Below are 12,976 nucleotides of genomic sequence, written 5' to 3' on the forward strand. Positions count from 1 at the left end.
TTCTCGAAGCCTTCTTTATTATTTAATACAAATTTTAACTTTGCTAAAATTCAATTTAGTTTTGATATAAAGCTATATACTTCTGTGCCGATTTTTCCCACGCAAAATCAAAATTCATATTCGCCTGAATCAGATTCTCCATTTCATCTTTCTGATTATAAACCAGCAGTGCCCTGTTCATTGCATGAATAATATCATCCACTCCGGGATAGGTAAAATTGATCCCTGCACCTCCGGTTGATATATCTTCTACTGTATCCCTCAAACCTCCGGTATATCGCACAATCGGGATTGTCCCGTACCTCATGGAATACATCTGGTTTAGTCCGCATGGCTCTACCCTTGAAGGCATAAACAAAAAGTCAGCCGAAGCGTATATTTTATGCGAAAGATGTTCTTTATATCCCAAATCCAATGCAAAATTGGTGTAGGTATAGTCATATTCTTTCAGCTTATTTTCAATATAAGAATTTCCTGAACCCAAAATCATAATATTCAAAGCGCCATAACTCTGCTTAATGCTTCTCCAGACAACATCGGGAAGGAAATCCGCCCCTTTTTCCGTTGCAAATCGCCCGATAAAGGCAAATAAAGGGAGCTCAGGCCTTAAACCATATTCTTTACAAAGCTTCTCCTTATTTTTTTTCTTTTGAGCAATGGCATTTTTAACTGTATAATTAAAATCCAGCATCGGATCCGTTTCCGGGTTCCAGACTTCAGTATCAATTCCGTTGATAATTCCGTAAGCTTTTCCAAACTCATCCCGAACCAGGCTTTCAAGTCCCCTGAAGCTTATATAAAGCTCTTCAAGATATCCTTGCGAAACCGTTGTAAAAGCACTTGAACATTTAATCATGCTTGCCAGAGGATTGATTAATCCGTTCCAGTCCATCATTCCCCATTTGTACTGATCAAAAGACGGCATATAATTCGCCATTTCCCAGCTCATCATTCCCTGATATTCACCGTTATGAATGGTTCCAATGGTTTTTACCCCTTTTAGAAACGAAAACTCCGGACAATACTCAATCATAAAAGGAACCAATCCTGTATGATAATCGTGACAGTGAAGAATATCCGGCCGTATTCCCATTGCACTCAGCCAATGCAGCGCACCGTGCTGAAATGCCAGAAACTGAAAGCTTTCATCCTGATATCCGTAAGGATTATCCCGATCTAAAAGCCCGGGAATTTTTACCATATACAGTTCAAATCCCAAAACGTTGGTTTTCTCCTTTAAAACCTGTACCTGAAGCATATTCGGCCCCTGATGAATGAAGCCATTAAAAACTATGTCAAACTCGTGATCATATACAAAAGATTTGTTGTACCAAGGCATAACTACTTTCGCGTCAATGTCTTTAATTTTATTCTGATACTTAGGTAAAGCTCCAACTACATCGGCCAAACCTCCTACTTTTGCTACCGGATAACATTCCGTACTTAGATGATAAATTACCATTTTCGTCTTATCTTTTGTGTTGCTTGATTCTGTTTTGTCTGTATTTTTTATCTTTCTTCTTTAAAATAATTCCGGCCAGCGGCGGCAATTTTAAGGTGATAGACTTCTGATGCCCCATATAGTCTTCAAACTGTTCATTAAGTATTTCAGCCTCTACTCCGCTTCCTGCATATTTCCTGTCATCAGAATTGAGGACTACCTCCCAGTGGCTTCCGGCACCTACCCCAATTTTATAATCTAAAACTCTTGGAGTAAGGTTTAAAACCACCATAAAAACATCATCCTTTCTTTTCCCTTTCCTTAAATAAATGTAAACCGAATTATCCGCATCATCCGCCTGCACCCATTCGAACCCGTAATGATTGAACTGATTTTCGTAAAAAGCAGTTTCATATCTGTATATCTGATTTAAATCCTTAACTAAAGTCTGCAAACCTTTATGAACAGGGAATTGGAGCAAATGCCAGTCCAGGCTCTGGGTAAAATTCCATTCACTGGTCTGCCCGAATTCATCCCCCATGAAGAGCAGTTTTGCGCCCGGATGCGTAAACATATATACATATAAGGCCCGGAGATTGGCAAATTTCTGCCTTTCATCGCCTTTCATTTTATAAATCAAACTCGCTTTTCCATGCACTACTTCATCGTGAGAGAGAGGCATCATATAATTTTCATTATACATATACATAGAAGCAAAAGTGAGCTTATGATGATGAAATTTCCTGCCGATAGGATCTACCTTAAAATAATCCAGCGTATCATGCATCCAGCCCATCATCCATTTCATACCAAATCCCACACCACCATCGTGAACAGGTTTTGTAAGCATAGGAAAATCTGAGCTTTCTTCTGCAATTGTAATGATATTATCCCCAAATTCTTTATAAACAGCCGTATTGAACTCCTGCAAAAAAGTTTTTGCTTCAAGGTTCACATTTCCTCCGTAAATATTAGGTTCCCATTCCCCTTCATTTCTTGAATAATCAAGATGAAGCATGGAAGTGACAGCATCCACACGAAGTCCGTCAATATGATAACGCTCCAGCCAGAACATTGCATTAGAAATCAAAAAAGATTTCACTTCATTTCTTCCGTAATTAAAAATATATGATTTCCAGTCGGGATGAAAGCCTTTCCTCGGATCTTCGTGTTCGTAAAGATAAGAACCGTCAAAACGGTGTAAACCATTCGCATCACCCGGAAAATGAGAAGGAACCCAATCCAGAATAACTCCAATATCGTTCTTATGAAGCTCATCAATTAAAAACATAAGATCCTGCGGAGACCCGAACCTTGATGTAGCCGCATAAAATCCTGTAATCTGGTAACCCCAGCTCGGATCATACGGATATTCCATTACCGGCATAAACTCCACATGTGTAAAGCCCATTTCCTTGATATAAGGAATCAATTTTTCGGCAATATCTCTGTAATTTAAAAATCGTTCAGGATCATTTTCATATCTGAGCCATGAGCCCAAATGCATTTCGTACACAGAAATAGGTGCATTAAGGGTATTTTTTTTCCAGCGGTTTGCCAGCCAGTCTTTATCATTCCATTCGTACCAGGTTGTGGAAACCAGCGATGCCGCCTGAATATTCTGTTCCCAGCTCAGGGCATACGGATCACTTTTTTCGAGAATTTCTCCAAAAGCAGTCTCCACCGCATATTTGTACAACGTTCCCCAGGTAAGTCCTGCAATAAAACCTTCCCAAATCCCCGATTCGTCCCAGCGCGGAAACAAAATGTGGTCTTTGTGGTTCCAATTATTAAAATTGCCAATTACTGAAACTTTTTTTGCATTTGGAGCCCAAACCGAAAAATAAACACCTTTTACACCGTCTTTTTCCGCAGAATGTGCACCAAATTTATCATACAGCTTATAATGTTTACCCTCCTTAAAAAGGTAAATATCCTGATCCGTAAAAAGTGTATAAGTTTTAACCGAATTCATCACGGTTTTTAATTTAATTTTTATTTTTCTTGAAACTACGAAAAATTATCCACAAAAAACGTTAAATATTGTTGAAATAATCATCATCACTGTTGTTTCAGCACCTTGCTTCTTTCAAATATATCATTTTTTCTTTCACCACGTATTGAATTTTAAAAATTATCTGTATTAAAGATTTTTTATAAATTTAGCGGTTAAATTTTATGAGAACACATGATGAGGTTTGAACTTTATACGGCAGAAACAGACGACAGGAAAATATATATCACCGGAAATTTCAATGGCTGGAACCCTAAAGATGCACGCTATCAGCTTAATCAGACAGATTCCAACAATTATTTCATTGAGCTCGGAAGCGATATTTTGCCGGACGTTATAGAATATAAATTTACGAAAGGCGGTTGGGAAAACGTAGAGCTGGACAAATACGGAAGCATCACACCCAACAGGAAAGTTGCAAAATCTCAGGGAAAAACTTCAGACACCATAGAAAAATGGAGACTGAACTGGGGCCCTTTCAAAAAAGAATATTTCCCGATCGCGGAAATCATTTCTGAGGAATTTTATATCCCTCAGCTTGAGCGCTACCGGAAAGTCTGGGCGCTTTTGCCTTATGATTATTATATTTCACAAAAAAGCTATCCTGTTTTGTATCTCCAGGATGCACAGAACTTATTCAATGAAGGAAGCGGTTACGGAAACTGGGAAATTGATAAAAAGCTGTCCATTTTAGCAGAATACGGACGTGGTGATGTGATTATTATTGCCATAGAACACGGCAGCGAAGAGAGAATTAAAGAATATATTTTCGATAATGATAATGTGGCGAATGGTTCGGAAGGGAAAAAATACATCCGTTTCATTACAGACACCCTAAAACCTTATGTGGATGAAAATTACCGCACCAAAAAAGACAGGGAAAACACAGGAATCGGCGGAAGCTCTTTAGGGGCTTTAATCAGTATTTACAGCGGCTTTCTTTACCCTGAAGTATATTCAAAATTATTGATTTTCTCACCGTCACTCTGGGTAGAGCCGAACAATAATTTCCCGATGATGAATTTCCGTACACCGTTTAAAACAAAAATTTATTTGTACGGAGGCGGACAGGAAGGTTCCAAAATGGTTAAAAGAATCCACATTTTTGAAGAATATTTAAAACGCTGGGAAAAGAAAAATCTTTTCGATTTTGAATTTAAAACCAATATCAATCCGGAAGGAACGCACAGCGAATTCTACTGGTCGCAGGAATTTCCCAGAGCCATAGAATGGCTGTTTTACAACAACACGGAAAATCCTGTGGAAGTAAAGCCGCATCAGGAAAATATTAAAAAGTCTGTTTAACTGATAAAATTTAACCGCAAAAGCTACAAAGACTAAAAAAAATAGTAAGTTTAATAATTTGAAAACTGAAGTTTACAAAATCATTTTAAATCTTTATGTTCTTTGCGTTAAAAACGTTCAATCAAGATTAAAAATTAACTATGAAATTAATCAACAAAAAAAATAAAAATTACACCCAGGTTTTCCATCTTTTCACCGAAGAAGAATGGACCAAAACCGGTAAAAATTTCAGTAAAAACATTTCCGTTTTTTTTACCGGCAAAAAAAATGAAGTTTTCATCAATGCTCACGAAGAAGGCATTACCTACTTTATCGGACTGGGAAAATCTTCACTGCAGAATTTTGAAGTTCAGCAGGTGGCCGTTAAATTTTCACAAACGCAAAAAAGAAATCTTCAGGCCGTTCCTACATTGGTTTTAGCAGATTTCATGAACGAAAAGCAATTTGAAGAATTTGTAAAAGGGCTTTTCTTAGGAACCTACAATTACCCTTTCGAGAAAACTCATCCTGTCTGGAATGAAAAATTTGAGCTTCATTTTGAAAATTTAAGCCAGAAAAAACTGGATGCAATTAATCAAAAATCGGAAGCTTTATGTAACGGACAAATCGCCTGTCAGGACTGGCTGAATAAACCCGCCAATCTTAAAAATCCTGATATTTTCAGCTTATATTTAAAAAATACTGCTAAAAAATACAGTTTAAAATACACCTCGTTCAACAGAAAAAAATGTGAAGAACTCGGATTAGGAGCTTATCTTTCTGTAAATCAAGGAAGTACTTATGATGCCGCTTTTACTATTTTAGAATATAAAACCAATGTGAAAAACGCTAAAACGTTCGGACTGGTGGGTAAATGCGTGTTGTTCGACACCGGCGGAATTTCCCTGAAAGACCATACCAATATGCATTACATGAAATCCGACATGGGAGGTGCAACGGCTGTTTTGGGAACACTGATTTATGCCGCAGAAATGCAACTTCCGGTAAATATTGTCGCCATTTTGCCCATTACGGATAACGCCATTTCAGAAAAAGCATTTCTTCCGAGCGACGTGATTACCGCCTACAATGGTAAAACAATTGAAGTGCTGAATACCGATGCAGAAGGAAGAATGATCCTTGCAGACGGGCTTTCTTATATGGTAAAAAACTTCAAAACAGACTTTCTGATTGATCTGGCGACATTAACGGGAAGTTCCGTAAGGATGTTCGGTGATACTTGCGGGGCGCTATTTTCCAATGATGAAGAATTAAAAAATTTATTAATAAAAACCGGTGATAAAACCAATCAAAGGATGTGGAATATGCCGTTATGGGATATTTGGAATGACGATATCAAATCTGATGTTGCAGACATGAAGAACATTTCCATGAAGCCCATTGGCGACTGTATTATTGCCGCAAAATTTCTGGAACAATTCATTGAAAACCATCCGAAATGGGCACATCTTGACATCGCAGGTGTAGCATTTGGAAGCGTGGGTTATGCCAGAGAAAAGGCTGCAACCGGCTTTGGAGTACAATTATTGACAGATTTAATCGAAAATTATCACTAAAAATTAGTTTATTACAAAAATTCTCTGTATAATTGATAGAAGAATTTTCAAATACGCATTTTATTCCGGATTTTCATATTAAATAATTAATAGAAAATCTCTTTTATTTTTGAAAATTTATCAATATTAAAAAAACATTATATGGAGGAGAAATCAATAGTATGTATTTCGTGCTATTACAAGGGCTATGACTTCATGGACGAAATGAAAAAGCTCGGTAATAAAATAATCTTAGTTACATCCGAAAACCTTAAAGACAAAAACTGGCCTTGGCACGCCATAGACGAAGTATTCTATATGCCAGAAATGAAGCCGTCCGTATGGAATCTGGATCATCTTGTTCAGGGATTTTCCCACCTGATGCAAACCAGAAAAGTGGATGCCGTAGTAGCTCTGGATGATTATGATGTTGAAAAAGCGGCGCTTATCCGGGAAACTTTCCGTATTCCGGGAATGGGACAGACAACACACCGTTATTTCAGGGATAAACTGGCGATGCGTCAGAAAGCAAAAGATTCAGGGATCAATGTTCCGGAATTCACGGCTGTCTTTAATAATGATGAGGTTAATCATTTTGTTGAAAATGTACCTGCACCATGGGTTTTGAAGCCGCGTTCAGAAGCTTCTGCATCTGGGATTAAAAAGCTCAGCTCCAAAGAAGAACTTTGGGATGCCCTGAATTCCCTCGGAGAAGAACGACACCTTTTCCTCCTTGAAAGCTTCAAGCCGGGTGATGTATACCATGTTGACAGCCTTACATTTAATAAAGAAATTATTTTTACATCGGCCTCAAAATATCTGGCTCCGCCTATGCAGGTTTCTCATGAAGGAGGGGTTTTCAGAACAAAGACATTAGGAAGATATTCCGATGAATTTAAGGCCCTTGAAAAGATTAATTCAAAAGTTTTATTAAGTTTCGGGCTGCTGAACGGCGCGACACACACAGAATTTATCAGAAGTAAGGAAGATGGAAAATACTATTTCCTTGAAACATCTTCCAGGGTTGGTGGTGCACATATTCCTGATCTTGTGGAGGCTTCCAGCAATATCAATATCTGGAGAGAATGGGCAAAAATAGAAGATGCTTTGCTGAAAGGCAAAAAGTATGAAGTTTCCAAGTCTACGGGATATTATTCTGGGTTGATTATTGCCTTAATTAAAGATAAAGAACCAGATTATAATGAATTCGAATGTATCGAAGCGGTGAAATTTTTACCGATCGATTATCATGTAGGGATTGTTTATAAATCCAATGATTCTACTATTGTTCAGGAAAGATTAGACACGGCGGCAGAAAAAATACATGCAGAAATGCTCAATATCTTACCTCCGAAAGACAAACCGACAAGCTAAGAGTTAGGAGTTAGGAGTTAGGAAAATTACTCAAAATCAATTATCATTTATCAACCATAATTTATAACAAAAAATGCCGCAAATAGAGCATACAGATTATTACTCAAATATTTTAGGAATAAGCCTTAAGGTAGAAGTTACAGGACATTATGGCCATCCGATCATCATGTTTCCGACTTCTCAGGGACAATATACCCAAAATCACGATTTTCATCTTAACGGAAGTATCAACTGGTTTATTGAGCAGGGAAAAGTAAAGCTTTATAACATCCAGACCATCGACAGCTGGAGTTTTTATGACGAAAAAATTTCTCCCCAGCAAAGGATTAAAAATTACGAAAGATATGTGCAGTTTCTGATTCAGGAGTTTGTACCCTACATTCAGAAAATCCATAAAACGCACCGCGTAGCTGTGGCAGGAGCGAGTTTTGGAGGCTATCATGCCGCTAACTTCGCTTTCCGTTTTCCGGATGTGGTTTCGCACCTTTTTTGCCTGTCGGGAGCGTTCAGCATAAGAAACTTTATGGATGGATATTCTGATGATCTGGTTTATTTTAACTGTCCGAGAGAATTTGTAAGAAACGATGAAGCCTGGAAATACAAGCACATGCATATTGTTTTAAGCACTTCGGATCAGGATATCTGTAGGGATAAGAATATTGAAATGGCAGAAATTTTACGTTCAAAAGGAATTGATTTCTGGTATGATGAAAGAAAGTGGATCAATCATGACTGGCCGCTCTGGAGAATGGTTTTCCCAACTTTTATCGGAAACTTTTTCTCTTAAAAATAAATTTAAAATCAAATATTAATATAAAACATTAAAAAACATCAATTATGACAAAAAAAGTAGGAATTCTGTTCGGTATGGAAGATACATTTCCTTGGGCATTTATCGATAAAGTAAATGAGCTGGGAGGCGGGGAAATCGTTGCTGAGCCTGTGACGATCGATAAACTGGAACAGGGAGCAGACTATGGTTATGCAGTAATTATCGACAGAATTTCGCAGGATGTTCCCTTCTACAGAGCTTATCTTAAAAATGCAGCTTTAAACGGAACGTATGTAATCAACAACCCCTTCTGGTGGAGCGCAGACGAAAAGTTTTTCAATAATGCGCTGATGTCAAAGCTTGGGATTCCTCTTCCCAAAACAGTTTTGCTTCCGTCACACGAAAGGCCGACAAATACTTCGGAAACATCATTCAGAAACCTGAAATTTCCTCACGATTGGGATTATATTTTTAATTATGTAGGATTTCCGGCGTATATGAAACCTCATGACGGCGGCGGATGGAGAAACGTTTACCGCGTGGAAAACCCTGAAGATTTATGGGCAAAACTGGGCGAAACAGAACAACTGGTAATGATGGTTCAGGAAGAAATTATTTTTGACGATTATTACAGAGTGTATTGTTTAGGCAAAAAATATGTTCACATTATGCCTTACGAACCTAGAAATGCTCATCATTTAAGATATGCAACAACCCATCAGACACAAGGCGCAGAATTAGAAAAATTATTAAAAACAATTCATGATTATACCATTAAAATGAATGAAGCTCTCGGCTATGATTTTAATACGGTAGAATTTGCGGTAAGAGACGGAATTCCTTATGCCATCGACTTCTGCAACCCGGCTCCGGATGCTGACAGAAACTCTGTGGGTGAAGAAAACTTTGCATGGATCGTGGAGCATTCTGCAAAATTAGCCATTGAAAAAGCAAAAGAATATGTTCCCGGAAAACCTAATATTTCATGGGGAACTTTTGTGAAAGATTCAGTAAAATAAAACATAGAAAATAAAAAAGCACGAAAAAAAATGCATCAATTTACTATTGGAATCGAAGAAGAATATCAAATCATTGATGTTGAGAGCAGAGACCTTATCTCTCATGTTTCGAAAATTATTGAAGGCGGAAAAGCGGTTTTAAGTGAAAATTTAAAGCACGAAATGCATGAATCCATGATTGAAATGGAAACCGGCATCTGCCAGAACATTCAGGAAGCCAGAGCCGAACTTACGAACCTAAGAAGACACCTCATTAAAACCGCCCACGAGCAGGGACTTCGAGTTTCCGGAGGCGGAACCCATCCATTCTCACACTGGTCTGCCAACAGCATTACCCAGGGTGAGAGATACATTAAAATTGTGGATGATATGGGCGATGTAGCACGGGAAAATCTCATTTTCGGGCTTCACGTACACATTGGGATTCCGAACCGTGAAGAAGGAGTGAGAATTCAGAATGTGATGAGATATTTCCTTCCTCACGTGTATGCACTGTCCACCAATTCGCCTTTCTGGATCGGCAGATACACCGGCTTTAAATCGTACAGGCAGGAAATTTTTGTAAAATTCCCAAGAACAGGTATTCCGAGCTATTTCAATTCTCTGGCGGAGTTTGACAGCTATGTTGATCTTTTAGTGAAAACCGGTACCATCGACAATGCCAAGAAAATCTGGTGGGATCTGAGGGTTCACCCGTTCTACCCTACTATTGAATTCAGAATTTGTGACATGCCGTTAAGAATTGACGAGACGGTTTGCCTTGCAGCGATTATGCAGGCTTTGGTAGCAAAAATCTATAAGCTTCATCAGCAGAATTTAAGTTTCAGAAGCTACAGAAGATTATTATTGAATGAAAACAAATGGCGCGCTTCCAAGAGCGGAATTGAAGCCCATCTGATTGATTTTGGTAAGGAAGAATCTGTACCGTATCCTCATCTTTTGAAAGAGCTTCTGGAGTTTATTGATGATGTGGTGGATGATCTGGGATGCCGTGCAGAAGTGGAATATGCCTGGAAAATTCTGGAAAACGGAACCGGTGCAGACCGCCAGCTTAATATCTTTAAAGAGACCGGAGATCTCACGAAAGTAGTAGATTATATGATTTCAGAAACGGAGTATGGCATAACACATGGCGAACCCGCTTTGTAATATTTTTGGTAACTTTGCTAAAAATATGAAGTAGTATGAAAGACATTCGAATCGCTTTGCTGGACATGAACAACAATCATGTAAATCAAGGCTTTAAGAACATAAAAGAAATTTCCGAAGCATTTCAGCTCAACTCTGAAGAAAATGTAATCATCAAAACTTTTGATGTAAGATATAAAAATGAAATGCCGGATATTGAAGATTTTGACATCTTCATTTCATCGGGTGGCCCTGGAAATCCACACAGAGAAGGTCTCGAATGGGAAGATAAATTTGCATCATTTCTGGATCAGGTTTTTGAACATAATAAATACAGTGACGACAAAAAATATTTGTTTTTAATCTGTCATTCATTCCAGCTGGCAAGCATTCATTGGCAGCTTGGTAATATCTGCAAAAGAAAATCATATTCTTTTGGGGTGATGCCGGTTCATAAAACAGAAGAAGGAGAAAAGGAATTTTTATTTAAAAACCTTCCGGATCCTTTCTATGCGGTAGATTCAAGAGCTTTTCAGTTTATAGAGCCGAATCATGAACGTTTCGAAGAGCTTGGGATGAAAATCGTTGCGATTGAAAAATTCCGTCCGCATATTAATCTTGAAAGAGCCGTGATGGCGATCCGTTTTTCTGAGGAAATCTTCGGAACACAATTCCACCCGGAGGCCAATCCTGAAGGTATGGTAGAAAATCTGAAAGATGAAAAAAACAAGGAAGCCATGATCGAAAATTTCGGAATGGAAAAATACCTTGAAACCATCGACAGAATGGATGATGAAGACAAGATTATCCTGACCCAGGCACAGATTCTTCCGAGATTTTTGCAGCTGGCAAAAAAAAACGTTTTGAAGCACACAAAAGAAATGGCTTAAATTGAATAAAGATGCTTCGACTTCGCTCAGCATGACACCGTTACAAATATGCTGTTACTTTAGGAGTTAGTTTAGTGTTGTCGTGCTGAGCCTGTCGAAGCATCCGTCACTTGTTGCACTATCATGGAGGTATTAAAGTAAAAACTTAAACAATAAACAAAATCGGGCAAAAACTTGTCCGATTTTTTAAAACCACAAAGAAAAAGAATATGATTTCAAAATACAGAAAACAATTTAACCAAGAATTTTCGCAGGAAAAATATAATCAGCTTAAGGAAATTTTAAAGCAGAAAGGAGGTCTGGAACCCAGCTTCAGAATTTCTGAAAGTCCACTTTTTTTAACCAAAGAATTTGAATCAAAATTAATTGACGCCAGCGAAAGCATTATTGACCAGATCAAAGCCTTACCTTCTAAAACTCTTCAGAAAGCGATTCCAGATAACTGCAGGGTTCCGAACGACACAGAAAAACCCCACTTTTTCACCATAGATTTCGGAATCTGTAAAAGTGAAAACGGGGAAATAGAACCACAACTAATTGAGCTGCAAGCGTTCCCTTCATTATATGCTTTTCAGAAAGTTTTTGAAGATGCATTCTGTGAAGTGTATCCTTTTCTTTCCGAAATCAGGAATAAAATGCCGCATGAAGACTTTAAAAATTATTTGAAAGAATTAATTATAGGTAAAGAAAATCCTGAAAATGTTATTCTTCTTGAAATTTATCCCGAAAAACAAAAAACCTTAATTGATTTTATTTTAACTGAAAAGTTATTGGGAATAAAAACGGTTTGTCTTACCAAGCTAAAGAAAGAAGGCAAAAAACTCTTTTATGAAAATGACGGTAAATTAACTGAAGTTAAAAGAATTTACAACCGTGTAATTTTTGATGAATTAGACAGAATTCCTGACCTTAAAACAGAGTTTGATTTCCGTGAGGATATTGATGTGACATGGGTTACGCATCCTAATTGGTTTTTTAAAATATCCAAATTTTTGTTGCCGCTTCTTCAGCATCAGTTTGTCCCGAAGAGCTATTTTTTACATGAATTTCCGGAAAACGAAAATCTTGAAAACTTTGTATTAAAACCCTTATTTTCTTTTGCGGGAAGTGGAGTTAATTTAAACCCGACTAAAGAAATTACGGATGCTATTGAAGACAAAGAAAATTATATCCTGCAGAGAAAAGTAACCTATGAACCCATTTTTGAAGATATTAACGGTGAATTTTCAAAAGCAGAAATTCGATTGTTGTATATTTGGCGTGAAAATGATGAACGTCCAATCCTCCTGGAAAATCTCGGAAGAATGACAAAAGCCGCCATGGTAAATGTAGATTTTAACAAGAAAGATGCGATATGGATCGGGAGTTCTAATGCGTTTTTCGCGGAAGAAAAATAAATAAATAAGTGCTTCGACTTCGCTCAGCATGACATTGCTAAAAATGAGTCGCTAATGAAAAACAGTTAGTATTAGAGATGTTATGCTGAGCGAAGTCGAAG

The 12,976-nt window shown here is 37.7% G+C and carries 10 protein-coding genes; 8 read left to right on the top strand and 2 right to left on the bottom strand.

The window, feature by feature from the left end:
- Positions 1 to 55: 55 nt before the first annotated feature.
- Entirely contained in the window at positions 56 to 1,462 is a 1,407-nt protein-coding gene (locus tag H560_RS0119985) for a glycogen synthase (protein WP_027381611.1), read from the bottom strand.
- A gap of 7 nt (positions 1,463 to 1,469) precedes the next feature.
- Positions 1,470 to 3,416 (bottom strand): 1,4-alpha-glucan branching protein GlgB, encoded by a 1,947-nt coding sequence (gene glgB / locus H560_RS0119990; RefSeq protein ID WP_027381612.1) that lies wholly within the window; start codon positions 3,414 to 3,416, stop codon positions 1,470 to 1,472.
- Positions 3,417 to 3,632: 216 nt separating this feature from the next.
- Between glgB and H560_RS0119995 the strand changes: the two genes are divergently transcribed.
- From H560_RS0119995 to H560_RS0120030, 8 genes are all read left to right on the top strand, one after another.
- The gene (locus tag H560_RS0119995) at positions 3,633 to 4,760 is read left to right on the top strand and encodes an alpha/beta hydrolase-fold protein (protein WP_027381613.1); all 1,128 of its coding nucleotides are present in this window, start codon (positions 3,633 to 3,635) and stop codon (positions 4,758 to 4,760) included.
- A 140-nt stretch (positions 4,761 to 4,900) separates the two neighbouring features.
- On the top strand, positions 4,901 to 6,316 hold the full coding sequence (locus H560_RS0120000; protein ID WP_027381614.1) for a leucyl aminopeptidase family protein: 1,416 nt from the start codon (positions 4,901 to 4,903) through the stop codon (positions 6,314 to 6,316).
- Positions 6,317 to 6,457: 141 nt separating this feature from the next.
- The gene (locus tag H560_RS0120005) at positions 6,458 to 7,669 is read left to right on the top strand and encodes an ATP-grasp domain-containing protein (protein ID WP_027381615.1); all 1,212 of its coding nucleotides are present in this window, start codon (positions 6,458 to 6,460) and stop codon (positions 7,667 to 7,669) included.
- Positions 7,670 to 7,742: 73 nt separating this feature from the next.
- Entirely contained in the window at positions 7,743 to 8,456 is a 714-nt protein-coding gene (locus H560_RS0120010) for an alpha/beta hydrolase-fold protein (RefSeq protein WP_027381616.1), read from the top strand.
- A 50-nt stretch (positions 8,457 to 8,506) separates the two neighbouring features.
- Positions 8,507 to 9,460, top strand: coding sequence for an ATP-grasp domain-containing protein (locus tag H560_RS0120015; protein ID WP_027381617.1), 954 nt, complete (start codon positions 8,507 to 8,509; stop codon positions 9,458 to 9,460).
- Positions 9,461 to 9,490: 30 nt separating this feature from the next.
- Positions 9,491 to 10,609, top strand: a complete 1,119-nt coding sequence (locus tag H560_RS0120020; protein WP_027381618.1) for a carboxylate-amine ligase — start codon at positions 9,491 to 9,493, stop codon at positions 10,607 to 10,609.
- A 35-nt stretch (positions 10,610 to 10,644) separates the two neighbouring features.
- Positions 10,645 to 11,478 (top strand): type 1 glutamine amidotransferase, encoded by an 834-nt coding sequence (locus H560_RS0120025; protein ID WP_027381619.1) that lies wholly within the window; start codon positions 10,645 to 10,647, stop codon positions 11,476 to 11,478.
- 209 nt (positions 11,479 to 11,687) lie between these two features.
- Positions 11,688 to 12,875 (top strand): hypothetical protein, encoded by a 1,188-nt coding sequence (locus H560_RS0120030; RefSeq protein WP_027381620.1) that lies wholly within the window; start codon positions 11,688 to 11,690, stop codon positions 12,873 to 12,875.
- Positions 12,876 to 12,976 lie beyond the last annotated feature (101 nt).

The sequence above is a fragment of the Chryseobacterium daeguense DSM 19388 genome (genome assembly GCF_000430825.1).
Taxonomy (GTDB): domain Bacteria; phylum Bacteroidota; class Bacteroidia; order Flavobacteriales; family Weeksellaceae; genus Chryseobacterium; species Chryseobacterium daeguense.

Excerpts from the sequence above, each read along its gene's own strand:
- H560_RS0119985 (WP_027381611.1), bottom strand. The coding sequence starts at position 1,462 with ATGGTAATTTATCATCTAAGTACGGAATGTTATCCGGTAGCAAAAGTA.
- glgB (WP_027381612.1), bottom strand. The coding sequence starts at position 3,416 with ATGAATTCGGTTAAAACTTATACACTTTTTACGGATCAGGATATTTAC.
- H560_RS0119995 (WP_027381613.1), top strand. The coding sequence starts at position 3,633 with ATGAGGTTTGAACTTTATACGGCAGAAACAGACGACAGGAAAATATAT.
- H560_RS0120000 (WP_027381614.1), top strand. The coding sequence starts at position 4,901 with ATGAAATTAATCAACAAAAAAAATAAAAATTACACCCAGGTTTTCCAT.
- H560_RS0120005 (WP_027381615.1), top strand. The coding sequence starts at position 6,458 with ATGGAGGAGAAATCAATAGTATGTATTTCGTGCTATTACAAGGGCTAT.
- H560_RS0120010 (WP_027381616.1), top strand. The coding sequence starts at position 7,743 with ATGCCGCAAATAGAGCATACAGATTATTACTCAAATATTTTAGGAATA.
- H560_RS0120015 (WP_027381617.1), top strand. The coding sequence starts at position 8,507 with ATGACAAAAAAAGTAGGAATTCTGTTCGGTATGGAAGATACATTTCCT.
- H560_RS0120020 (WP_027381618.1), top strand. The coding sequence starts at position 9,491 with ATGCATCAATTTACTATTGGAATCGAAGAAGAATATCAAATCATTGAT.
- H560_RS0120025 (WP_027381619.1), top strand. The coding sequence starts at position 10,645 with ATGAAAGACATTCGAATCGCTTTGCTGGACATGAACAACAATCATGTA.
- H560_RS0120030 (WP_027381620.1), top strand. The coding sequence starts at position 11,688 with ATGATTTCAAAATACAGAAAACAATTTAACCAAGAATTTTCGCAGGAA.